This is a genomic window from Paenibacillus plantiphilus, assembly GCF_927798095.1.
GTDB lineage: Bacteria > Bacillota > Bacilli > Paenibacillales > Paenibacillaceae > Paenibacillus_Z > Paenibacillus_Z plantiphilus.
The window spans coordinates 141,404-164,980 of the sequence record NZ_CAKMMF010000008.1 but is presented as its reverse complement, the minus strand read 5'-3'; the positions used below and the strand labels follow the sequence as shown (position 1 = coordinate 164,980).

Genomic DNA, 23,577 nt, shown 5'->3' with positions numbered 1-23,577 from the left:
GGCGTTACACTATTTGCCGACAACCTTGGCGCGGGAACTCACCCAATCTTCGTTCAGATCCTTCATAATATCATCGAAGGACTCATCGAGGTTGCCGATGGCCGCTTCGATAATCCGCTTCTTGAATTCCGGCTGCCAGAGGCCAATCTCGGCATCCTTGTCGATTTTATCAACCCAGCCCTCTTGTCCAGCCTTTGCAGGGGACTGGAGCTCAAACTTCACATCTGTGCCTTCGAACTGCTTCAGCGTCTCCGGAAGTGGAGCGCCGACAACCGGGCTCATGCCGCCCGCTTGCTCTACCGAGTAGCCGGACTCTTTAACGAACCAGTCAATCCATGCTCTTGCGGCTTCTTTGTTGTCACTGTTTTTATTAATACCGAGCGTGTAGTCGTCAGCCAATGGCATAATAATTTCGCTTGCATTAGTCGGGAACGGCATGTAAGCAATGTCATCCTTGTTCGGCGCTAATGCACTCACTTGACCAATCGCCCAGGAACCGAGCACCATGGCGCCGATCTTGCCGTTAGCCATGTCAGCTTTGGAAGCCTCCCAGTTCGTTGTCGTTGGATCTTTCTCGATCAATCCTTGCTTTGCGGCGTCATACATCACTTTGTACAGCTCATAGTGAGGCTTGCCAGGCACGAAGTTCTCATCGGTATTCGGCTGTTCGACGTTCACATAGTCTACATTGCCGGCAACCGTAGTCAATACAGCTTCCCACTGCGTCAACGGCCAGCTATCCGCATAGTTCGTGTAAAGCGGTATCGCATTGCCTTTGTCTTTGATCGCTTTCAATGCTGTGAGGAATTCATCTGTCGTTCTTGGCGCCTTCGTTACGCCCGCATCATTAAACACTTTTTTGTTGTATAACACGCCCGAGAAGTTAACCGCAATTGGAATACCGTAAGCCTTGCCGTCAACCGCTCTTTCTTCCAAACCGATATATTCCTTGCTCATTTCGGCCAGATCCCCAAGAGGCTCAAAAAATTCAGGCGTATCCGCCAATGGAATGCTTGTCGGCACAAGCAGAACATCACCATAATCGTCGGAGTTCATCCGAACCGTAATTTGACCTTCATAATCGGACAATGCTTGGAAGTTTACTTTAACATCCGGATATTTCTTATTAAATTCAGTTGCGTAACCTTTGAACACCGTATCTACGATGTCTGTCCGTTGGGTAAGCACCGTAATTTCACCAGATGGGCCTTTGCCCGTTTGTTCCGTTCCCTCTGTGTTGGTAGTTGGGTTATTCTCTGCGTTGTTCTGTGAGCACCCCGCCAGCATCGAACCGACAAGCGCTACAGTTACTAAACCGATCGTAGCTTTTCTTTTTATCATTTTTCGTAACCCCTTTCTAAACTAATATTTAAGTTATCGATAAAGCACTTCTTTATTCTATGTTGTATGCGCTTTCCTGTCAACAATTTAATTAAATCACCCCTTAATATTAGTTAATAAGTAAAGTAATTAATTATCCGAAACAAATTACTTTATATACTGAGGTTATAGATGTATACTGTTTTTAGCATAACAAGCTGCTTCCGTTTAAAATGTATAGGACGGTGAATGTAAGTAATGAGAAGCAACATTACGATGAAAGATATTGCAGATAAAGTTGGAGTCAGCAGCGTAACGGTCTCCAAAGCGCTTAACGATAAAGAAGGCGTCAGCGACAGTTTGAAGCTTAAAATAAAAAAAATTGCCGGCGAGATGGGCTATCGCTATAATTCCGCCGCCAAATCGATTAAAGAAGGACTGTCCTATAATATAGGCGTAATGATTCCGCAACGGTTTACAGGCATGAATGATTCCTTCTATTTGCGGGTTTATCAGCAAATCTCCCTCCATCTTGAGCATTACGGTTATTTTGGCATTCTAAATGTACTTAGCAATGAGGACGAGGAGCAGCTCAGCTTTCCAAGAGTCTATAATGAAAACAAAGTGGACGGGATCATTATTCTGGGCCAGGTCAGCAAGGAATACATCAATATTGTTCAAACGATGAACCTGCCCAAATTATTTTTGGACTTCTATGATGAACATGCGGAGATCGATTCCATTATCCAGGACAACTTCTACGGCGCTTATGAACTAACGAATTACTTAATTGCCATGGGCCACCGTGAAATCGCCTATGTCGGCAATATTTACTCCACCAGCAGCATTCAGGATCGTTTTCTCGGCTACTACAAGTCACTTCTTGAACACGGGCTCGCTTTTCAGGAACGATTGCTGCTGAATGATCGTGACGAGCGCGGCCGCTACATCGAGATCAAGCTGCCCGAGAAAATGCCTACAGCCTTCGTCTGCAACTGCGATCAGGTTGCATACAATGTTTACGAACGGCTTACAGAATTAGGATACCAAATTCCTTCCGATTGTTCCGTGGTAGGTTTTGACAATGACATCTATGCCACACTGGTCTCTCCGCACCTGACAACAGTTGAAGTGGATATCGATCAAATGGCACGGACTGCGGTCAAATTCATTATGGAGAAGATCGCCAACCCAAGCCGCCGGAACGGCCGAGTGCTCGTACAAGGCAAAATCATTTACAGAGACTCGGTTCAGCGCTTGGAGGCAAGCAACTAAACATATGCTTTTTCACTTTAAACCGTCTGCAGGGACGGTTTTTTTGTTGTTGTTAAGTAAAAAATAAAGTAACAAAGTAACAAAATCGAATTTATAGGTTGAATCCAATAACAATTATCTTTATAGTATCTGTTAAGTAGTTATTTTGTTATCGTTATTGATAACAAAAGCTAACAAAAGACGCAAATCAAACTAACGAGGTGAACAGAATGCAATTATCTGAACCATTTATTGCTGGTATGACTTGGGGTTTCATGGGTGTCAGAGGCACATGGAATAATGAATCCGCTTCTCTGTCGATGGAACGTATGGCTGAATCTACGAATTCGAACTGGACCGCCATCGCGTTCTCCGCGCTTCAGGCTACTGCCTTCTCCACGGAAATCCCGTACTGGGACGAGCCGACTGTCACTGACGATGAAGTGCGCTGGGCGATCCGCAAAGCCAAATCGTTAGGTCTTCAAGTGTGTCTGAAGCCGATTGTGAATTGCGCGGATGGCACATGGCGCGCTCACATTAACTTTTTCGATAAGGACGTACCCTGTGAACCCAAGTGGAGCCAGTGGTTCGCCTCCTATCGCGCTTACATCCTGCATTTCGCGAAGATGGCCGAAGAAACCAGCTGCGAAATGTTATGCATTGGCTGCGAGATGGTGCAAACTGACCGCAGGGAAACCGAATGGCGCCAATTGATCGCTGAAGTAAGGAAGGTGTACAGCGGCCTGATTACTTACAATTGCGACAAATATCAGGAGGATAATGTAGCTTGGTGGGATGCGGTTGATATCATCAGCTCCAGCGGATACTATCCCATTCAGGATTGGGACCGTCAATTGAACCGCATTGAAGACGTCGTAAAGCAGTTCGACAAACCGTTCTTCTTCATGGAGGCGGGCTGCCCAAGCCGCACTGGCTCTGCCGCCATCCCGAACGACTGGATGCTTCAAGGTGAGCATAATCAAACCGAGCAAGCGGATTTCTATCGCATGATGTTTGCTAAATGCGCCGAGCGTGAATGGGTTCGCGGTTTTATGTTATGGGATTGGCCGGCTATCGTGTACGAGCGCGAACAAGCCGCACATGATGATGGCTACTGTGTCTATGGCAAGGAAGCAGAGCCGGTGATTGCGAAGTTCTATGCATCGAAACGATAAGGAGGGCTGCACGATGGATATAGCACAATGGAAAGAAGAGCTGCAAGCCGAGCTGCAAGGCAATATTTTAAACTTTTGGATGGAGCAGACGGTGGATGACGAACATGGCGGATTTGTCGGTGAGATCGATGGGCAGCTTCGAATCGATACCCGTGCAGACAAAGGGCTCGTATTAAATGCCCGCATTCTGTGGTCCTTTGCTTCCGCATATCGGCTCTTCCCAAACTCCGAATATAAGAAGATGGCCGATCGAGCTTACGATTATTTGAAAAATTATTTCATCGACCGCGATAATGGCGGGTTATTCTGGAGCGTTGATTATACCGGGCAGCCCGCACAAACCAAAAAACAGGTGTACGGACAGGCTTTTTACATCTACGCATTGGCAGAATATAACCGCGCCTTCGGCAGCCAGGAGGCTATCGATCTGGCAATCGACATTTATCGGCTGTTGGAGCGGTATGCCTATGAACCCGTTCATAAAGGCTATATCGAGGCGCTGACACTAGATTGGAAGCAAACTGACGATCTTAGCTTGAGCAATAAGGATTTGAACGAGAAGAAATCAATGAATACGCATCTTCATGTCCTTGAAGCTTATACCAATCTCTATCGGGTATGGAAATCAGAAGAGCTGAAGCGCAGCCTGACCGAGCTCATTGAGGTGACACTGGATCATATTATTGACTCTAAGCATGCCAGATTCGAACTGTTCTTCGACGAGAGCTGGCAGGTCAAAGGCCATCATATATCTTACGGCCACGATATTGAGGGCAGCTGGCTGTTATACGAGGCTGCCGAGGTGCTTGGCACCCCTTCTCTGCTGGAGCGCGTCGAACGAATGGCGCTTGCGATGGCGGAGGCCGTTCTTGCTGATGGCATCGACCAGGACGGCGGCATATGGAACGAAGCAGATCAATCCGGCGTGACAGATTCCAACAAGGACTGGTGGCCGCAAGCCGAAGCGATGGTCGGATTTTACAATGCCTATCAGCTTTCAGGGGAAGATAAATTTCGGGCCGCCGCTTGGAATTGCTGGAACTTCATTAAAGCTTACATCGTCGATCCGACTGGCGGGGAATGGTACTGGGGTGTCGATCAGGCAGGCAAACCGCTGGCCCATGAGCCTAAGGTCAGCCCGTGGAAGTGCCCCTACCACAATAGCCGCGCCTGTCTGGAAATGCTGGAGCGGCTGGAGCGGCAAGCCCTCGCCCTACACCAAAATTAACGGAGGAACATACTATGCATCTATTCGAGGAACGAAAGAACCAATTAACCGAACGTTACGAAACGCTGCTTAACCGACGCAACGAAGCGGTGCCATTGGGCAATGGCGTTTATGACCGTTATAAATACCCTGTGCTCACAGCGCAGCACGCGCCGTTAATCTGGAAGTATGATTATAACCCGGAGACGAATCCTTACTTCTCCGAAAGGCTTGGAATCAACGCCATCCTCAATCCGGGCGCGATCTACCTGAACGGCAAATACTATTTGGTCGCACGCGTGGAAGGCGTTGACCGCAAATCGTTCTTTGCCATCGCGGAAAGCGATAACGGCGTAGACGGATTTCGTTTCTGGGACCACCCTGTCGTGATGCCGGAAACGGACGTACCAGATACGAACGTATATGATATGCGTCTCGTTCAGCACGAGGACGGCTGGATTTACGGCTTGTTCTGCACCGAGCGGAAAGATCCTGACGCTCCACGCGGAGACCTTTCCAGCGCAGTCGCACTGTGTGGCATCGCACGGACGAAAGACCTGGTCACGTGGGAACGCCTCGCTGATCTGAAGACCCCGTCCGCCCAACAGCGCAACGTCGTGCTTCATCCGGAATTCGTGGACGGCAAGTATGCGTTCTATACACGTCCGCAGGACGGTTTCATCGATACGGGCTCCGGCGGCGGCATCGGCTGGGGATTGTCGGCGTCTATTGAGAACGCGGTCATCGACAACGAAATCATCATCGACGAACGTCATTATCATACGATTAAAGAAGTCAAGAACGGTCAAGGCCCTGCGCCGATCAAGACGAAGCACGGATGGCTCCACATCGCCCACGGGGTACGCAATACGGCAGCCGGACTACGCTACGTACTGTATGCGTTTCTCACCGATCTGGACAAACCGTATGAGGCCACTTATCGTCCGGGCGGCCACCTGATTGCGCCGGAAGGCGAGGAGCGCGTAGGCGATGTATCCAATGTGGTGTTCTGCAATGGTGTTATTGCAACCGAGAATGGCGACGTCTATATTTATTACGCTTCCTCCGATACACGTATCCATGTGGCTGCCACAACGGTAGACCGTCTGCTGGACTACGTTCTGAATACGCCCGAGGATGCTTTCCGCTCCTATGCCTGCGTGGCCCAGCGGATTGAACTGATTAACCGCAATCTGTCACTTCGCTAGTTTCTGCAGCCACAATAATGTCAAAAGGCTAGAGCGGGAAGTTTTCCGCTCTAGCCTTTATTTTTGCGCGTCTGCCGACACCGGAGCTGCTGTAGAATCCCGATGAACCAACTCGGCGCACACTAATATTTTTTCATAGGGCTGTTCCGGATTGCTGATGCGTTCCAGAAGTCTCTTAACCGCTCTATGGCCCATCGCCTGTTTCGGCACATCAACAGTCGTAATCGGCGGATCGCTGCGATAAGCGTCGTCGATATTGTCAAATCCCGTGATTGCCATTCCGGCAGGCACTTCTATATCCGCTTCCTTGAGCAGCTGCCGCACGTGCAGGGCAATGGAATCATTGGCGCAGACGAGCGCGGAAGGCATCGGCTTGTTTCTCTTCTGTGCTGCAATCCATTCCTTAACATCCGAACCATATTCACCTATCTCCACGCCACGCAGCCGCAGCATCGGATCTTGACGATCGGGCACTGTCAATCCGTTCAATTCCAGCACCTCCCGAAAGCCAATCCAGCGGTCATGGAAGCTGCTTGAGAACTGAATGTCACCGAGAAAATGAAGTCTGGTATGGCCAAGACCGACCAAATGCGTGCATAGCCGCGACATGCTGTCCCTATTGTTAGCAAATACCGTATCCGTCGGAATGAGCGCATCCTCGTGGTCTACAAGAATAAGCGGCAGCCCTAATCGGTGTACCTCCAGCAACAGCGATGATTCGATCTGTCCGACCCCGATCATGCCCAGAATCCCTTCCAGATTCAGTACATGCAAGAAATCTTCGGATCTGGAATCCGATACAATAATCATACCAAGCTGACGCACATCCAGCTCCTCGGAAATACCCTCTAATATTTTCCCCCAATAAAGCGATTCCTTGTTTTGAAACCGAGTATTAGGCATGAGCACGAGCACTGACCGCTTGCCATGGATGGATGCTTTTCTTTCCGCAGGGATTTGATTTTTCACATATGCGGATTTTTGCCCGAAATAGCCAAGCTCAGAGGCCGCTTGAATGACCCTTTTTTTAGTTGCTTCACTTACGCCGCCTTTGCCCGAGAGCGCCTTGGAAACGGCAAACTTGGACAGGCCGAGATGGTCGGCAATCTGCTGCATCGTAATTCTCTTCAACTGGATGCTACCTCCGCTAACCTAACTGTTTGTATAAATCACTCCTTTTATTATAACAAATTAAGAGCAGAGATACATGCAACTATTTAGGATCGATGAAGATCAGATTTCCGTTATCTCCTACGATTGTCAGCTATCTTAAAAATCCGACGACATGATTTAACTTCTCTACATCTCGGGGCTGTATTTTCAACGTCGTCTGCGACATCCCTGTTCCACCATAAATATATGGGAATCGATGCAACCCTCTGTCCATTATCGTAGGAAGGCTAGGATTTATTAATGATACATCTCCAATCTTACATCCTGTAACTTGTTCTACTTCTTGCGGCTTGGCCAATTTGATCTCATCAAGCTTCAAAAGTTCTTTTAACACTTCAAAATCAACTCGTCCATAATCACCCGAAAGGATGAGAGAATAATAGCCTTTGTCTGTCTTCAAAATTAAAGTCGGGGCTGTTTGTCCGATCTCAATGCCAAAGTAGTCTGCGCCTTCCAGTGCGCTTTACACCCCGATATCCTCCGACGGAATATCATGCCCACCATTGCGAACCCGGCTTGCAACGCGTTCAATATTGAGACGGACATCGCGAAGTCCAACATAAAACAGCATGAGGGTAAATCCGGCAGCTTTGGCAGCTCGCATAAGCCGAACGACGTTGCCTCCTGCCAGCGTAGTTTCAACCGAAAAGCTTCTCTTGTGAGCAATACAATGCCGGGCGAGTTGAATCGCTTCTTTTCCTGCTGAAATTCGGTACTGTTCCGGATGCTCGGAGGAAATTTTGCGGGCCAATGCATCGGGGTCAATATTAATGCTGATTCCAAGTGAGTCCACGATCAGGTTGCGAATGGTGCTTTTGCCGCTGCCGTTGTTTCCTGCGAACACAACCATCAGCGGATCATTCATGCGAAACCTCTGGCAAGCCGTTTCCTGACGTTGGTTCAAGGTAAGATTGCCGGGTATCGCCTCCCCCGCATACAATAAAGTTCATTCTATATTGTATGTGGGCAGCGACCCAGAAGTGCATATACGGGCAAATCCACGACCGCAATTCTCACCTAAATCCAACGTATCTGAGCGTACAGAGCAGCTAATCCGTCATGAAAACCCCAGCCCATTTCTTCCGTTTTCGAGACAATCGCTTCGATGCGCTCCTCGTATTCGTCGAACAACTCGGCTGTTTCATCCTCATTCACCAGATTAATGACATCAGCATACACGGACTCCATGCTGTTGTAGAAGCGCTCATCGATATCCCCGTAGCTTAGGGTGAAATCAACTCCATTTTCGACATAGATCAGCTGCAGTTCCATACTGTACTTGACGCTTCCGGTCAATCTTTCGAATTCCGATATCGCTTTTTTCGCTTCCTGAAGCTTAAGCTTGCCGAAACCCCGTTCAGGGAAAAATTGTTGCTCAACCTTCTTGCGATACTCGTGAAACAGGGACTTTACCGCTTCATCGCCCAGTATTCGAATAGCAAGAAACTTCTCCATATCTTTACTGGCGTCAAAGCAAGCCTTCACCAAATCGATCAATTGGTCGTTGCTCAGCTGTTTCAAATGCTTATTCAGAGTCGATTTCATAAGTTTCACAGGTTTTTTGCCATCTGATCGTTTAATGTGTGATTTGGGTATAAGCTTGTCCTTTTGCATCAAAAGCTCCATGTTCACTTCTTCGCAGGAAAAATGTTCAGGAGTGTAACCTTCTCGAACCCAGCCAATAAATTGATCCCGTTCCGGATGATTGGGAGTAAACAATACTTCCAGCATATGCTGATGTCCCAAAACGCCGCCTACATCTTCCTGCGGACAGCTGCGGGCTCCATCCAGACACAAAGGCGCTGGATCGGATGTCGATGAGTCGATTTTGATCAACGTAACCGTGTGCCTCCAATCATCGCCAAAATCATAAACATAGGTAAAAAAAGTACTTTCCTCGTGAATATGCTTCTGAACGGATTCTCTCCGGGCATTCAGCACCTCACGATCTTTCACATGTTCGAATGACGGAGCGGGCAGCCCGATCACTCTCTCGTTCACATGAAATTCGTACAAATGGTAATTTTCCCATCCCATGACCACTTGGATGATTTTGTGAAGCTGATGAAACGTCACATCCGGATGAAATTGAAATTCCCGCCAAATCTTTGGCTTGATCTCATCCAGTTCGATTCTGCAAATATACACCATTGTCGTCAGTTCCCCTCTTTCCAAGCATAGAAGCAAGACCATCCCATCTTAAGCATTTCCTAATGATAAAAATAAGGAACAAAAAAAGAAATGAATGTTATCAATAATATAAACCACTAAGAATTCAGAAGCAGATAGCTTGCCATAGCACTCACTCCTCTTTTTTATTCTCACAATACTCTCACAATACCATAAAACTATACCAAGCCAACTGTCTGTGAGGTTTATTCCTTGCACCCCGGATCTGCAGCGGCAAGAGTATACGCAGGTTTCGTATAGCTAGTCGCCAGAAGAACCTTTCCCAAAACATATCTATCTGATCCATCCGTGAATCAATCCGCTCCAACGTTTCAGGAGCATGATCCCGGAAATAAGCATGCTGTACCCGCTGGGCCGATTCGATGAGCTGCTTGGAGGCATCCGTGGTGCTCCGAAGGCGGCAGCTGTAAACGATCGGAAAATAGTCCTGCAGAAACTTTCCTTCCGCATGGGCGGTTAAGGCGATGATCTGGAATCCCAACTGCTCGGCGATAAAGAAAACGGGGCTGAGCACATGATCGCTGGATGCCTTGCCGAACGGATTGTCCAAAATAACCGTCCGGTGCAGCTTCATATTGGCTTTAATATACTGACGGCGCTCGGCAACATAATTCAGAAGGCCGAGAAACAGCGTCATATTTTTACTCCATTTCTCCCCGCCTGACCAACGGTTCGATTGCTCCCAGGAATAGGCCGCTTTCGTGACCTGATGGTCATTTGTCACCTTGCGGCAGGTGACCTTCATAGCTTCACTCTTCAATACAACCTGAAGCAGTTGTCTTGAATCCAACCATTTTTCCAGACTCTTGCGTACATCGCCCTCCTGTGTTTTACCCTGCTCGTCCACATATTGATTTCGCTCCAATTGAGACAGAATCCATTCAATGTGGCTTCGAACACGATCCTTGCCATCCTGATCCTCCCACTCAACAATTTCCTGGAGCTGCTGCTCCGTTAATTTCAACTCCATCATGCAATTCCCTCCAAAATCCTTAGAGACGGCGCTTCGCTCCGCCTCATATTCCTCCCACGTTCGCCTTATCACGATTGGTAATTCGACTATATGCTACCATACCGGCATCCTATCCCGCCAAGCACTGCATTCTATCTGTGCGTGAGTCTGGCAGCATCTGCGGGAACATTCATAATTTCTTAACAGGGCCATAACATTCCCCGTATGCGCGGCAAGTAGAATCTGGGTTGCAAGTATATACATAAATGGAGGGAAACATTTGTGAAGAAAACTGCCAAAGGAATGCTGCTTGCTGGACTCGCGCTATCGGTTGTTCTTTCGGGATCAATCGTAACGGCTAAGGACAACAACACGAAGAAACCGCAATCGAAAAACCTGATCGTGTTAATCGGCGACGGCATGGGCCCTGCCCAAGTATCCGCTGCCCGGCTGTATGCCAAGACCAGAATGGGCAAGGAGCATTTGAATCTCGATGCCTATTATGTTGGTCAAGCAACCACTTATGCGGATAAGGGCGAGGACGGGGGGAAAATCGTATCCGGGGCAGTAACAGACTCCGCTTCTGCAGGCACAGCTTTTGCAACGGGCAATAAAACGTATAATGCTGCCATCAGTGTCTCGAATGAGGATGTATCCAAGCCATACGCCTCTGTCATCGAAGCTGCAGAAATGAGCGGCAAATCTACTGGACTCGTAACAACTGCGAGAATCACGCATGCTACGCCAGCTGTGTATGCTTCCCATGTTCGCAGCCGTGACAACGAGGCCGCTATTGCATCGCAATATTTGGAAAGCGGCGTCGACGTTCTTCTGGGCGGCGGACAGCAGTTTTTCTTAAGCAAGGATGAGAAAGGCAAGCGCAGCGACAAATCGATCATTAACGATTTCACGGCTAAGGGCTACAAGCACGTCACTGATGCGGCTTCCTTGAAAGCATTGACGAGCAAGAACAGCAAAGTTATTGGACTCTTCAATTCCTCCCACATTGCTTATACACCGGATCGCGATGCCAAAACGCCTAGCCTTGCAGCAATGACAGGTAAAGCATTGGAGGTGCTGTCCTCCAACAAGAACGGTTTTGCGATTATGATTGAAGGCGGTCGAATCGACCATGCCAGTCATGCCAATGATTTCCCTTCGACCATTCAAGAAACGTTGGATTTCGATGCTGCTGTTAAAGTAGCGATGGACTTTGCCAAGAAGGACGGCAATACATCTATCGTCATTACAGCCGACCATGAGACTGGCGGCCTCTCGTTGTCCCGAGACAACATCTACGAGCTCAATATTGATCAGTGGGGCAAGCAAAAGCATTCCTCCGAATCGATAGCGAACACGCTCAAAGAGGCGGGCACAATCGCTGATATCAAGAAGATTGTAGCAGCAAACACAGGCATAACCGATCTGTCAGATGAGGAAGCACAGCAAATTCTCGATGGCGACGGCTCCTCTTATGGAAGAGAAGGCGGCTACAATGCAGTCATCTCCAAGCGCCTGCTGGTAGGCTGGGCTGGTCACGGCCACTCTGGCGTTGATGTAGGGGTATGGGCATACGGTCCGATCTCTTCCAAGGTCAAGGGGCAGATCGACAACACCGGGATCGCGCTTGCTTCCGCAGAGATCATCGGCGTCGATTTGAAGAAAGCTACAGCACAGCTCCAATCCAAGCATCTCTATCCGAAATTCAAGGTGTCCCGTGAGGGAGCGGTTCTCTATCCTGTTCAGGCACTTGTGCAAGCGCTTGGCGGCAAGTACAAATCAGATGCAGCAGCAGTCATCCTCTCCAAAGGCAATCGGACTGTATCGATCAATAAGAGCACCCTTGCCGTTAAGGTTAACGGCACTGCGGCAAGCTACAAGGCTGATCTGGACAATGGCGCCTATTACCTCCCATTGGATGCCTTCAGCAAGCTGACGGGTTCAGCGTTGAAATGGGATGCACTCTCCGAGCGCATTATTTTGAAATAAGCACGAATATCCACCATTTAACAGGAGAACGTCGTTCTCCTGTTTTTGCATGAGGAGTGAATAGTGATGATTTCGATTCGTCAGGTTTCGAAGGGCTTTACCGTTCAAGGCAAGCAAATTCCAATTCTGAGCATTCCAAGCTGGGACGTAGCTGCAGGTGAGAAAATCGCCATTATTGGTCCAAGCGGCTCCGGCAAAAGTACGCTGCTGCATCTGCTCGCTGGGATCATAAGTCCCGATAAAGGCGAGATTCATGTCTTCTCCAAGCCCTTGCATCAACTGTCAGAAGCTCAGCGGGATCAGTATCGCGCTACTAGCATAGGATATATTTTCCAAGACTTTCACCTCATCCCTTCGCTGACTGCCAAGCAGAATATTGAGCTGGTCTTGCCCGGAACGCTGTTGTTAAAAGAGAAAAATAACCTCCTGAATCATTGGTTCCAGCAGGTGGGGCTCCATGACAGGATGCACCATCTGCCATCACAGCTGTCGAGAGGACAGCAGCAGCGGGTAGCCATCATTCGCGCGCTCATCCATAACCCGCCCCTTATACTGGCCGACGAGCCTACAGGCAGTCTGGATTGGGAAACGGCTGGCGAGCTTACCGAGCTGCTGTTGAATATTTGTTTAACGGAGAAAATAACGCTCATTACGGTGACCCATGACTTGAATTTAGCTGAGAGATTCGTAAAGCGTGTTCATATAAGCGATCTCAATGAGGCGCATCGGGCTGGGAAAGCGCCGACCGCTCCATCACGGAAGGAGCTCGCCCTATGAAGCTGACTTCCCTAATCATCCGAAACATCCTTCATCGGAAGTTTCTGTCCGCGCTAACCGTATCCACAGTAGCTATTACCGTTGGATTAATCATCTTTCTCATCCTTTGTCAGGAAAGTGTCGAGAAAGGGGCTGCCAAGGGTTACGGCCCCTTTGATCTCGTAATCGGAGCAGAGGGAAGCGAGACGCAGCTGGTGCTGAACACCTTTTATCATGTCGGGGCTCCGACTGGCAACATCCCGCACGACCTGCTACAGTCCTTGCGGACAAATGCACAGGTTGACGAAGCCTACGCCATGACCACTGGCGACAACTACAATGGTTATCCGATCGTTGGCATGGATGCGGGATATTTTGAGACCCGATATGGCGATCAGCGACTGGCAGAAGGCAATCTCTATCAGCACTTGGGCGAGGTTGTAGTGGGCGCTCATGTCGCCAACTCCCTGCATATCGAGATCGGGGATACGTTCAAGGGCGGTCATGGATTGGTCGAGGAAGCCCACCATTCCTTCGATGCTGACGAGGCTGAAGAGGAAGAAGGACATGACGAGCACGATGCATTCCTTTATAAAGTAGTCGGAATCCTGCCTGCTCTGCACACGCCTGACGACCGCGCTGTCTTTACAACGATTGATTACGCCTGGGCTGTCCATGAAGAGTCAGAGCATAAAGAAATAACAGCTGTACTTATCAAGCCAAGGTCCATTGGCGGCATTCAGACAATCAAGCAGGAGTTCGATCAGCTTCATGGCATTCAAGCTGCTTTTACAAGCAAGGCCATTGCAGATGTGCTTGATGTTGTTGATCGGGGAACAGAAATTATCGCTCTTGTGACCGCTCTGTGCATCCTGCTGGCCGCTGCCTCCATCCTGTTATCGTTGACGGCTGCTGCGAATGAACGCAAGAAGGATGTCGGGCTGCTGCGGCTAATCGGCAAATCCAAAGGGTACATCTTTACGATCTTCATCGGGGAAGGGCTCGTGATCATCGCGGCAGGTCTTATTATAGGAATTGGGATTGGACATCTCGGCGGCTATTTGTTCCAGGATCTGCTGTTCCATTACACAGGCATCCAGATCGACGCAAGCTTAGTCAGCATCCTCCACCTGTACGTGATCGCTGGTGCGCTTGTAGTGGGTGTCCTGTCGATGATTATCCCCTCGTACCGAATGTACCGGCTGCAGCCGCTTCAACTATTCAAATCTTAAAGGCAGGCGATAACTTTGAAGACGATGACACTTCTATTGCTGGCAGCCATTATTATGATGCAATCCGGCTGCACCAAGCCCTCTCCTGAACAATCAAGCGCAGGCTCCTTTGCGATGGGTTCTAGTGCACAGAACGCACAGGACAGAATAGATCATCCATCACGAGGTGAGGTCCCTGCCTCTAATCAGGAGAATCCAAAAGCAGATTCAGATCAACGCTCAGATCAAACTTTAGAATCAAATTCGGAACCAAAACGCGAGCACGAAGTGTCTCCCGCCGAACCTATTGAACAACAACCGACCTCAGAGCCAGGGCGGAATTCCGTTTCTATTGCAACAAATCCGACAGTGGGATCTATCGAGGAATCCATCGAGGAATCCATCGAGGAATCCATCGAGGAATCTATCGAGGAACCTTCCGAGAAATCCTCCAAGAAGAATACGAATCAGACTTCAATTGAGACTTCTAAGAAGGCTTCAAGCCAGACTTCGAAAGAAATCTTAAATGGAACTTCAAAAAAAGCTTCCAAGGAGACCGAGAACTCCGAAGAGTCTACTAAGGGATCTAATAAGGAGCCCGGCAAGGCTGCCAAGGACCCGGCCAAGAATGCCGGCTCGAAGCCATCTAAAGGTTCGAGTTCATCATCTAAGGAGACGACGAGCAGCTCGACTGCAAAAGCAGAGACAGCAGCCTCGACTGCTGTTCCACAGACCAAGCCGAAGGGAATCAGCACAATCGGATGGTCTGGATTTTTCGACAATGAGGATCAGACGACACCCTCCGATCAATTCTGGGACTTAAGTGGGAGCCAAGTGGAAATCAATGGCTACATGGGGGAGGTATTGTCCTTCGACAAGAACTGGTTTCTGCTCATTCCACAGCCAGGCGCAGAATGCCCCTTCGACAATGGTGATGAGACGTACTGGAACAAAATTATGATCGTGTTCGTTCCCGAAGATACGAAGCTGAGACATCATAAAGGGCCGCTCAAAATTACCGGCAGACTTGACGTTGGCATCAAAATCGATGAGTCGGGTTATAAAACGATGTTCCGATTATATGACGCCTCGTTCGAGGAGATCGTGGAGTAGACCCCAATGAAACGGGTCTAGCTCCCCCATGTTTCATCGAATTGCCTCCGCAGCTCCTGCTGCTGTTTTTTAATATATGGCGCACTGTACCCTTTGGAAGTCAAATGCTCCGTCAAATTCTCCTGAAGCAGCTCTAACAGCGCATCCTGCGATTGGGCGTTCCCTTTTCGCAGGATGAGCACCCTCCCTGATATTGCAGCATCGGTAAGAGGCAAATGTCTCGTCTTCGGCAAATGCCGCACAATACGTTGGAAATGATCGGTCTCTCTCCATTTGGCAATATCCGTTTCATGAAGCGTGTACGTTAAGTTGCCGACCTCGTTTACTTGACATCGACCCAATTGGATAAGTGGATGCAGCTGCAGCCCTTCAATTAACAGCTCATCCGTAAAGGCAAATTCACGGCTGAATACCGACCTCCACATCGGATGCAGTACAGCATATTGCTGCAAAATAAGCTGCTCGAAGAAAGGCAGCCGCTTCCCGTTCGCACCTCCATAAATTTCGAATGGAACTTCATGCAGCGCCTGGTTCTGCATGCCGTGTTCCATTTCTTCATCTGTCGCCAGCGTGACTACATACAAGGGGGCAAAATGAATCAATCCCGTCAGAGCGGGCACTCCCTCGCCAGAAAAGGAATCCAAATCAAAGGCAATGTCATTCATCTCCTGCGGCAAATTGCATCGATACCGCTCCGCACCATTAAGAGACAGGAGAGCTTGCAGCTTATCCGCCGCCATAGAACCCCATAGGTCTACCGTATGGGACTTATGCAGAATTTCACGATCTTCCAAAGGATACAGTCGAAAGGTTGCATCCTCATAGAAGCTTCGCTCTAAAGGCTGCAAGCCTAATGCATCGAAATAAAGCAGTCTGCGGCTTTCCACCGCATATACCTTTTGCCTCAGAGCATGTGATTCAAGACCAAGCTTCGTAATAACAAGGTCAGCCCTCTGCTGATCCGGCCCCAGCTCTATATGATCAATGAAAGCCAAATGGACAAGCGTTTCCTCTAACAGCTTGCTCTTCTCTTCGAAGCCAAGCAGTGCAGCAAGCTCCGCCGAGCTTGCGACATTCCCTTCGGCCAACGCGCGAATAATGAACCACTCCAGGCTCTCATAAGGCTCGCTCATCCGCTCCTTCATCTTGACGGGCAGAATATAGACCGGATAATCGATTCGAAAAATTCGCTGAACAGGGTTGGAAGATGCAGCCAGGCGGGCCATGATCTGAAGAGGCGTTTTGAGACGATGGTTGACCATAGGTTATGTCAGCTCCTCAAATCTGTTGGTGTGCATCTATGTATTGACCGTGCTTCTTGATGTATCGCAGCATATCGGCAAAGGTCTCCCTTGCCTTCTTATCTCGGGTGCGCGTAATCGTCTCTTGATCCCCAATTAGAATCAATAACGATTTGCACCGGGTCATCGTTACATTGAGCCTGCGAAGCTCTCTTAGAAAGCCGATATCATATTCGGCATTGCTGCGGGTAAAGCTGTAAATAATGATCTCCTTGCCTCTTCCCTGAAAGCTGTCCACCGTATCGATCTCCAACTGATCCATCACTTCGGAGATATCATGATCCTCGAAATCCGCAGCTCTCAATTGGTCGGGCAGCATACGCTCGATTTCGATTTTTTGCCGCTTGTACGGCGTTATCAATCCGATATCCTTCGGCTTCTGGCCTTCTCTTAGAATCGCGATCAAATATCGGCAGCACAGCGCTGCTTCCAGCAGGTTGAAATAAACATAATGATCCTCGTCGATCTCCATCTGCTCAAATTTATCGACATGATTCACCGTGTCAACGAATGCGAGCGGCGCGCCTAGCAAGCTCCAATTCAACTGACGTTCATGCGGCTTCACACCGGACCTGTATTTGCCTTCATAAAATTGCCGGGAGATGAATTCCGCTACAATCGGATGCATACGAAATTGCGTATCCAGCATTACCTTGTTGTCTTCTGGCGCTTGATAGAAAAGCCTCTCGAACAAGCTGTTTTGCAGCAGCTCTTCATCAAGCTCCTCCTCCTTGCACAGCTTCAGCAGCTGCGGATCAGCTACAGGCGGCAGCTGCATATGATCGCCGATAAGAATAACCTTCTTCGCTCTGGACATCGGCACAAGGGCGTCGAAGATCGTAATTTGCCCCGCTTCGTCAATAATGACAACATCGAATTCAGCATCGCGGTATTCCGGCGAGGTATTGATCCCGATACAAGTCGCACCTACAACTTGCACGGATTGTACAAGAAGCGGATAGAGCGATTGCTGTCTCTCGCCCAGCTCCTGAATCCAGTCCGAAGCGATTGTCTTCTGCCCCTGCATTCCGTCCAGCCGTTCTTCAAATGATGACTTCAACTGCTGCCAGCTCTCTGGACTGCGAAGAGATGCAAGCGCAGTTTGCGATACCCCCAGCTGCTCCCCAAGCACCTCTTGAAGAGCGACTTCGCTGCGTGCCAGCGCTTGATTCTCTTCCTCATATTGGCGAACTGCGCTCGTATAGGCCAGATTGCTCTGAAGCCGCTGCGCTCTCTTGCTTGTCCATCCCTCATGGAAGCTGTCATGCCGCTTCGACAATGGAAAGATCCGTTTCGTCCAGCTCAAACAGGCATCCCATGCCCGGTGCAGGATGAAGCTGCGGTTCACGCGGGCAAATTCAGCGCTGTATGCCGCATGCTGCTCACAGGCGCTTTTATAATGCTGCTGATATTGAAGCACTGTCGGCTCAGCTTCCCGATTCCGCTGCAAATGCTGCTTCGTCGCATAGATCGCCTCGGTCAGCTCGGCTTGATTCCGGTCACAGCGAGAAATAATATTTTGCTGCAGCCTGGTCGCCACGCGGTCCATTAAGATTTCCTTCACCTCAGGAACCTTAACACTCTCTTCTCTTCCAAGGCGAAGACAGTCGATTCCATCATCCATTAGCTGCTCCAGCACATTATCGACCGCAAGATTATTTTTCGAGCTGATAAGCACCCGCTGCTTCCCCTTTACAAACTGCTTGACCATCTCCACAATGATCGTCGTTTTCCCAGTGCCTGGAGGTCCCTGCACAAGCAGAAAATCATTCGCCGCAACCGCCTTCTCAATCGCCTCGATCTGCTTGGGCTGGAAGCTGCCTGTATGCAGCTGCAATCGCTGTTCAGGAATAGGCTCGTATTGCTCATAAATCAGATAATCCAGCAAATAAGGATTCACAGATTTCCGCTCCAGAATGCTTTGAATCGCGCGTCGTTGAACACGAAATGTCGTGCTGTTAGGTACGACCAATAAGTAACCTGTATGTATGATTTTGTCGAAATCGACCGTGCGCGGAAAAGAAAGCACCACCTTACCCGGTTCAGCGCCAATTATGCGTCCCATTATTAATCCGTCATAGCTTGAAGGATACGGGTCATCCGACAACGCCAGATCATTCATTACGAATTTGGAATCGAAAGCAGCTGTATGAAACGCGTAGGAAACCCCCTGCGTTGTCGTATGATGAATGGGCTCAACGCTGTGAAAAGGATAGCTGGCGATCCGGGATGCCGCGAACTCCTGATTCTCCTGCATGTCAATCAGCATTTGCAGCTGTGCGGCCCAATCGCTTTCCCGCTGCTTGTCGGCTCTTTTCACCGCGGCCTGTTCCTTTGCATGCACCCAGCTATCCGTCATCCTCGCCGCGCACTGTCCAATTTCCACGAACAGCCCAGAAGCATTCATATTGCGCGGAAGATTGCGGTATGACCCCGTTACAAACTGCGGCTTACGCTGAAGAAATAATGGGATGCCGTAACGGATCACACGCGTTCGATCCCCGGAGGTTCTCTCCGAAGCATCTGTAATTTTGAAGGCAGCATTATGAAACTCCCGACTTTCGTATAAGGCGCACTTCAGCTTCATATTTTTCGTATGAATCTGAAAGAAATTCCCGTTCTGTGTGGCGACCCATAACCAAGGGGATGTCAGCATCTCTTGCTTAATGAGATCCCACTGCGGGGCTAACTTGTCATGCAAGTGAAAGGATACGGAATGAGGGCACTGAATTGCGCGACCTGATGCAGCATCACCGACAACGTTCATAATGTTCCTCCATCCTCTGCAGCTGATATCTGATTTCCGTAACGGACGGCCTTTGCAGCCTATCTATCTGGATACATCGCCGAATCAATTGCTCCAGCGCCGCCGGCGGGCTGGACGTTACAAACTGCAGCGCTGGAGCGGTCCCGCTGTTAATCTGCTCCTGATGATAGGGCAGCCTGCCCTCCAGCATAATAAACAGCAGAATGCCAAAGGAAAACACATCATAAGCTGCCCTTGGCTTATGCTTTAACTGATAGGCTTCAGGCGGCATATATCCTCTCGTTCCCGCGCCGCGCTCCATCACGCCGCTTATTCGATAGGCCTGTCCGAAATCGATAACCGTCACGCAGTCTCCCTCATCGATAAAAATATTGCTTGCGGTCAAATCGCGATGAATAATCTGTTTATGGTGGATATCCTGCAGAATAGCTGCAAGCCTCTGACCTATTCGAAACAGCTTATCCACAGTGAACAAGCCCCGTTCGCGCATATATCGATTCAAGGGCAGGCCGGCCGCCTTCTCCAGAACGATAATGATTTCAAGCTCAATCTCGAAGTAATCGACCAACTGCACGACACCATTCGTACCCTGAAGCAGCTTCAATGTGCGCATCTCTTCCCGGAATTGATTCTGCAGCCTGCGAATTTCCCGGCGTTCCCTGAGATCGAAGGAATCCCGCAATAAAATTTGCTTAATGGCCACTTCTTGCTCATCTGCCTTGGAAGCGCCATACCACAGCACGGACGTATAATACTCCTCCGCACTCTCCCCGCCATCGATAGGCTCCAGCAGCTCATATTCATCGTAAAAATTGCGGAGCATCATATACCCCATTCATCCCTAAGAAATTTCCAGCCGAAATCCCGTTCAGACTGCGTCATATGGATCAAGCTTTCGATGGCAAAGGACAGCTCCTCGTCAATTTCGGGATGGATTTCCTTTAAAGACAGATGAGAGAGCTTGAAGTCCGATTCATACGGCTTGGAACCAGCAAGAAACTCATAGGCGATAAAGCCAAAGGAGTAATAGTCCGTATGCTGGTCAATATCCAGCTGATGGAGGGCATCCTCAGAGGGCTTCAGCTCAGGCGCCAAATACATCGAATCCGCATCCGGCATCCCCTGCTTCACAGTCCGCAGCCCAACAATTCGCGAGAAATCGAAATTCATGCATTTAATTTCGCCATTGGACTGCATCATAATATTCCTTGGATGCAGATCGCGGTGAAAGACACCTGCTTCATGGAATGAAATGACGGCTTTAAAAATTTCCTTCAAAATACGGATTTTATCCGCTATCGAACGCTTCTCCTTCATAATTTTCTCCAACGTCATATGATCCTGCCACATCGTGACCGAGCAAATATACTGCCCGAACCTGAAGTTATTGCTGTGGAACAGGACGTACGGATTGCCTTCCAATTTGGCGCTGACAAATCCATCCCTCTTCGTAATGTCGAGCAGAACCTGCTCCTGATCCTTCAGCAGCTTGGGATCAATCTTATGGGCCTTTAGAAATACTTTTCGACCAAATTCACTTTCCGCCTTATAGACACTATAATGCGCCCTTTGGAATAGCAGCTTCTCGATTCTATATTCATCGATGGCTTCCGGGAACGAATTCCCCTCCACCTTCTGTTCCTCAATCTTGAACATATTTATAAGACTTTGCAGCTCTTGCTCCGTGTAAAGCGCCGGCTTGTTCTCCCATAGCTGGCGAATCGTATCCATCGTATAGACCGGAACGCTGGAGCGGGCCTCGTCAACGGTAAACTCCAGCTCGCTTTTCTTCACCGTGAAGAAAACAGCGGGCACAATCGGCTGTTTAAACCGGAAGCGAGTGCCTCCGCTGCGGTCCCTAATGAGCTTTGAATCGATGTCGCTTCTCAGTATTCGACCTTGGTCGGAAGCCTGAAGCTGGGGGTTATTTTTATCCTGAACACGTCCGTCAGGCCATTGAATTCGGATTGATTTCTGAAGATTGTGCAGCGTGTTTAATATTTTCCCCTTCCAATACTTCAGCTCAATAATATAGATGCCAGAAGGAGACAGAAGCAGGATATCCAATTCCCGATCCAGCAGCCCTTTCGTAGGGATATGAGCGCCAAATATGACAATATGATCTCTTCCCGGCAAAGCCTTCTCAAGCAGCTGCAGAGGGAGCTTTTCGTTTTCTTTAGGAGTGCTGGCATAAATAATTTTGGAATCCAAGTTGTGTCCCCCTCGAATGAAAAATGTCGCGAGTCGTATTACCCACCCAATGCAGGACCACCTCGAAGGAAGTAGGTCTTTATAACTATTCTACAATAGACTGTAGAATCCTTGTATTTCCAATAAAAAGCGATGTCCATGCGTGGAGACCGGATAGACGGCCGGCTGACCGATGACCGTGAGGACATAAATCCCGTTAGAAACAGGCTCCCCGGAGGGGCGTTGACCCTTCGAAGACAAAAACAGGCTGCCCGATGGATCGTTCACCCTCGGGACAGCCTATGGAATTTGCATATTAATCGGTGAATCCGCTCTTCTTAGACCATCGCATGCTGCTGCACAGCTTCATGCTTCTCGAAGCACTTTTGAACCGCTTGCTTCAGAATTGCGCAGCCAGCTTGGAGCTCTTCCATCGGTATCGTGAGCGGCGGCATCAGCTTGATCACATTGTCATGACGGCCTACCCGTTCGATAACAAGTCCCAGCTCGTAGCAGCAGGAGGTTATTTCCTTGGAAATATTGGCGTGCCGGCTTGTGGATACATCAATTCCCCACAGAAGTCCCATGCCGCGAATAGAAATTTCACTGCTAATCGGAGCAATTTCATTGGCCAGAAACTGTCCCACCCACTCTGCCTTTTTGTTCACCTCTGCTTCAAGATGGACGAGCTCCCTGTATTCCAGCGCCGCAGTCGCACCGATAAACGCCAGCTGATTGCCACGGAAAGTGCCCGTATGCTCTGCTGGCTTCCACACATCCAGCTCAGGCTTCAACAGAACGATTGACATCGGCAGTCCATAGCCGCTGATTGATTTGGAGAGAACCACCATATCAGGTACAATGCCTGCACGCTCAAAAGAAAAGAACGGGCCTGTCCGACCGCAGCCTACTTGAATTTCATCACAAATGAGCAAAATATCATGCCGGTCGCACAGCTCACGCAGCCCTTGCATCCAAGCAACAGGAGCTTCGTTCAGCCCGCCTTCCGCCTGAATCGTTTCAAAAATAATCGCAGCCGGCTTCTCAATACCAGAATGATCGTCCGTCAATACCTCTTCCATATATCGAATCGTATCGAAGGTGCTCATAAAACCATGCGGGAACGGCATGAAGGTGACACCGCTCAGATCAACAGCAGCCGCTTCGCGGTGATACAGATTGCTTGTGGCGGACAAGCTGCCCAGCGACATGCCATGGAATGCGCCCATGAAGGAGAAAATACCGCTGCGTCCCTTCACCTTCCGCGCCAGCTTCAATGCGGCTTCCACCGCATTCGTGCCTGTTGGACCGCAGAACTGAACCTTATACGAGAGATTCCTTGGTTCCAGTATCAGCTCAGAGAATTTGTTCAAGAAGGCCTCCTTCGCAGAGGTATGCATGTCCAGCCCGTGCGACAGTCCATCAGATTCCAAGTACTCGATCAGCTTGCCCTTAATAAAATCATTGTTGTGACCGTAATTCAAAGCCCCTGCGCCCGCGAAGAAATCGATATAGGATTTGCCTGATTCAGCAAACAGCAGCGAGCCCTTCGCCTTCCCGAACACATCTGGAAAGGACCTGCAATAAGAACGCACATTCGACTCCATTTGTTCAAAAATATTCATAATTTCACTCCTTCAAAGTTTTTGCGAGCTTTGTTGATTGGATGGGTGACTATACCCATTCAATCGGCCGCCGCCATACAGCGCTAAGCTACACGATCGGAGCTGCCTGCGGTGCATGCCATCGTTAAGACGTTTTTTCCGGCTTA

Annotated in this window: 19 protein-coding genes; 8 read left to right on the top strand and 11 right to left on the bottom strand. The window is 49.1% G+C overall.

Annotation, left to right across the window (positions count from 1 at the left end; all coding sequences use genetic code 11):
* Window positions 1-9: 9 nt before the first annotated feature.
* Window positions 10-1,341, bottom strand: a complete 1,332-nt coding sequence (locus L6H65_RS09275; protein WP_236340371.1) for an ABC transporter substrate-binding protein — start codon at window positions 1,339-1,341, stop codon at window positions 10-12.
* Window positions 1,342-1,578: 237 nt separating this feature from the next.
* Here L6H65_RS09275 and L6H65_RS09270 point away from each other — a divergent pair, with 237 nt between their 5' ends.
* From L6H65_RS09270 to L6H65_RS09255, 4 genes are all read left to right on the top strand, one after another.
* Window positions 1,579-2,595, top strand: coding sequence for a substrate-binding domain-containing protein (locus L6H65_RS09270; RefSeq protein WP_236340354.1), 1,017 nt, complete (start codon window positions 1,579-1,581; stop codon window positions 2,593-2,595).
* A gap of 209 nt (window positions 2,596-2,804) precedes the next feature.
* Window positions 2,805-3,749: a glycoside hydrolase family 113 gene (locus tag L6H65_RS09265; protein WP_236340345.1), complete on the top strand. Its 945-nt coding sequence runs from the start codon at window positions 2,805-2,807 to the stop codon at window positions 3,747-3,749.
* Between the two features lie 13 nt (window positions 3,750-3,762).
* A complete protein-coding gene (locus L6H65_RS09260; protein ID WP_236340343.1) occupies window positions 3,763-4,977 on the top strand; it encodes an AGE family epimerase/isomerase in 1,215 nt (404 codons plus the stop codon).
* Window positions 4,978-4,991: 14 nt separating this feature from the next.
* Complete coding sequence (locus L6H65_RS09255) at window positions 4,992-6,164, top strand: glycoside hydrolase family 130 protein (protein ID WP_236340341.1); 1,173 nt, start codon at window positions 4,992-4,994, stop codon at window positions 6,162-6,164.
* A 57-nt stretch (window positions 6,165-6,221) separates the two neighbouring features.
* Here L6H65_RS09255 and L6H65_RS09250 read toward each other — a convergent pair whose 3' ends face one another.
* The 5 genes from L6H65_RS09250 to L6H65_RS09230 all read right to left on the bottom strand — a co-directional run bounded on the left by L6H65_RS09250 (window position 6,222) and on the right by L6H65_RS09230 (window position 10,500).
* Complete coding sequence (locus L6H65_RS09250) at window positions 6,222-7,295, bottom strand: LacI family DNA-binding transcriptional regulator (RefSeq protein WP_236340339.1); 1,074 nt, start codon at window positions 7,293-7,295, stop codon at window positions 6,222-6,224.
* A 133-nt stretch (window positions 7,296-7,428) separates the two neighbouring features.
* The gene (locus L6H65_RS09245; protein ID WP_290370357.1) at window positions 7,429-7,794 is read right to left on the bottom strand and encodes an aminoacyl-tRNA deacylase; all 366 of its coding nucleotides are present in this window, start codon (window positions 7,792-7,794) and stop codon (window positions 7,429-7,431) included.
* Window positions 7,795-7,800: 6 nt separating this feature from the next.
* Window positions 7,801-8,202, bottom strand: coding sequence for an ATPase (locus L6H65_RS09240; RefSeq protein WP_307728319.1), 402 nt, complete (start codon window positions 8,200-8,202; stop codon window positions 7,801-7,803).
* 152 nt (window positions 8,203-8,354) lie between these two features.
* Entirely contained in the window at window positions 8,355-9,488 is a 1,134-nt protein-coding gene (locus L6H65_RS09235) for a plasmid pRiA4b ORF-3 family protein (RefSeq protein WP_236340335.1), read from the bottom strand.
* Window positions 9,489-9,669: 181 nt separating this feature from the next.
* Window positions 9,670-10,500 (bottom strand): hypothetical protein, encoded by an 831-nt coding sequence (locus L6H65_RS09230; protein WP_236340332.1) that lies wholly within the window; start codon window positions 10,498-10,500, stop codon window positions 9,670-9,672.
* Window positions 10,501-10,782: 282 nt separating this feature from the next.
* Between L6H65_RS09230 and L6H65_RS09225 the strand changes: the two genes are divergently transcribed.
* From L6H65_RS09225 to L6H65_RS09210, 4 genes are all read left to right on the top strand, one after another.
* Window positions 10,783-12,468, top strand: a complete 1,686-nt coding sequence (locus L6H65_RS09225; protein ID WP_371877683.1) for an alkaline phosphatase — start codon at window positions 10,783-10,785, stop codon at window positions 12,466-12,468.
* Window positions 12,469-12,534: 66 nt separating this feature from the next.
* Window positions 12,535-13,245: an ABC transporter ATP-binding protein gene (locus tag L6H65_RS09220; RefSeq protein ID WP_236340321.1), complete on the top strand. Its 711-nt coding sequence runs from the start codon at window positions 12,535-12,537 to the stop codon at window positions 13,243-13,245.
* On the top strand, window positions 13,242-14,456 hold the full coding sequence (locus L6H65_RS09215) for an ABC transporter permease (protein WP_236340319.1): 1,215 nt from the start codon (window positions 13,242-13,244) through the stop codon (window positions 14,454-14,456). Before L6H65_RS09220 ends, L6H65_RS09215 begins: the two co-directional genes overlap by 4 nt.
* A gap of 24 nt (window positions 14,457-14,480) precedes the next feature.
* Window positions 14,481-15,548 carry a hypothetical protein gene (locus tag L6H65_RS09210; RefSeq protein ID WP_236340660.1) on the top strand — a complete coding sequence of 356 codons (1,068 nt, stop codon included), beginning with the start codon at window positions 14,481-14,483 and terminating at the stop codon, window positions 15,546-15,548.
* Window positions 15,549-15,565: 17 nt separating this feature from the next.
* On the opposite strand, the gene L6H65_RS09205 is transcribed toward L6H65_RS09210, so the two are convergent.
* The 5 genes from L6H65_RS09205 to ectB all read right to left on the bottom strand — a co-directional run bounded on the left by L6H65_RS09205 (window position 15,566) and on the right by ectB (window position 23,431).
* The gene (locus tag L6H65_RS09205) at window positions 15,566-16,810 is read right to left on the bottom strand and encodes a hypothetical protein (RefSeq protein WP_236340317.1); all 1,245 of its coding nucleotides are present in this window, start codon (window positions 16,808-16,810) and stop codon (window positions 15,566-15,568) included.
* A gap of 16 nt (window positions 16,811-16,826) precedes the next feature.
* On the bottom strand, window positions 16,827-19,616 hold the full coding sequence (locus L6H65_RS09200; RefSeq protein ID WP_236340315.1) for a DEAD/DEAH box helicase: 2,790 nt from the start codon (window positions 19,614-19,616) through the stop codon (window positions 16,827-16,829).
* Window positions 19,600-20,442 carry a serine/threonine protein kinase gene (locus L6H65_RS09195; RefSeq protein WP_236340307.1) on the bottom strand — a complete coding sequence of 281 codons (843 nt, stop codon included), beginning with the start codon at window positions 20,440-20,442 and terminating at the stop codon, window positions 19,600-19,602. The genes L6H65_RS09200 and L6H65_RS09195 overlap by 17 nt, the downstream gene beginning before the upstream one ends.
* On the bottom strand, window positions 20,439-21,827 hold the full coding sequence (locus L6H65_RS09190; protein ID WP_236340305.1) for an NERD domain-containing protein kinase family protein: 1,389 nt from the start codon (window positions 21,825-21,827) through the stop codon (window positions 20,439-20,441). Before L6H65_RS09190 ends, L6H65_RS09195 begins: the two co-directional genes overlap by 4 nt.
* A gap of 317 nt (window positions 21,828-22,144) precedes the next feature.
* Window positions 22,145-23,431 (bottom strand): diaminobutyrate--2-oxoglutarate transaminase, encoded by a 1,287-nt coding sequence (gene ectB, locus L6H65_RS09185; RefSeq protein WP_236340303.1) that lies wholly within the window; start codon window positions 23,429-23,431, stop codon window positions 22,145-22,147.
* Window positions 23,432-23,577: the final 146 nt, after the last annotated feature.

Excerpts from the sequence above, each read along its gene's own strand:
- L6H65_RS09275 (WP_236340371.1), bottom strand. The coding sequence starts at position 1,341 with ATGATAAAAAGAAAAGCTACGATCGGTTTAGTAACTGTAGCGCTTGTC.
- L6H65_RS09270 (WP_236340354.1), top strand. The coding sequence starts at position 1,579 with ATGAGAAGCAACATTACGATGAAAGATATTGCAGATAAAGTTGGAGTC.
- L6H65_RS09265 (WP_236340345.1), top strand. The coding sequence starts at position 2,805 with ATGCAATTATCTGAACCATTTATTGCTGGTATGACTTGGGGTTTCATG.
- L6H65_RS09260 (WP_236340343.1), top strand. The coding sequence starts at position 3,763 with ATGGATATAGCACAATGGAAAGAAGAGCTGCAAGCCGAGCTGCAAGGC.
- L6H65_RS09255 (WP_236340341.1), top strand. The coding sequence starts at position 4,992 with ATGCATCTATTCGAGGAACGAAAGAACCAATTAACCGAACGTTACGAA.
- L6H65_RS09240 (WP_307728319.1), bottom strand. The coding sequence starts at position 8,202 with ATGAATGATCCGCTGATGGTTGTGTTCGCAGGAAACAACGGCAGCGGC.
- L6H65_RS09235 (WP_236340335.1), bottom strand. The coding sequence starts at position 9,488 with ATGGTGTATATTTGCAGAATCGAACTGGATGAGATCAAGCCAAAGATT.
- L6H65_RS09230 (WP_236340332.1), bottom strand. The coding sequence starts at position 10,500 with ATGATGGAGTTGAAATTAACGGAGCAGCAGCTCCAGGAAATTGTTGAG.
- L6H65_RS09225 (WP_371877683.1), top strand. The coding sequence starts at position 10,783 with ATGCTGCTTGCTGGACTCGCGCTATCGGTTGTTCTTTCGGGATCAATC.
- L6H65_RS09220 (WP_236340321.1), top strand. The coding sequence starts at position 12,535 with ATGATTTCGATTCGTCAGGTTTCGAAGGGCTTTACCGTTCAAGGCAAG.
- L6H65_RS09215 (WP_236340319.1), top strand. The coding sequence starts at position 13,242 with ATGAAGCTGACTTCCCTAATCATCCGAAACATCCTTCATCGGAAGTTT.
- L6H65_RS09210 (WP_236340660.1), top strand. The coding sequence starts at position 14,481 with ATGACACTTCTATTGCTGGCAGCCATTATTATGATGCAATCCGGCTGC.
- L6H65_RS09205 (WP_236340317.1), bottom strand. The coding sequence starts at position 16,810 with ATGGTCAACCATCGTCTCAAAACGCCTCTTCAGATCATGGCCCGCCTG.
- L6H65_RS09200 (WP_236340315.1), bottom strand. The coding sequence starts at position 19,616 with ATGAACGTTGTCGGTGATGCTGCATCAGGTCGCGCAATTCAGTGCCCT.
- L6H65_RS09195 (WP_236340307.1), bottom strand. The coding sequence starts at position 20,442 with ATGATGCTCCGCAATTTTTACGATGAATATGAGCTGCTGGAGCCTATC.
- ectB (WP_236340303.1), bottom strand. The coding sequence starts at position 23,431 with ATGAATATTTTTGAACAAATGGAGTCGAATGTGCGTTCTTATTGCAGG.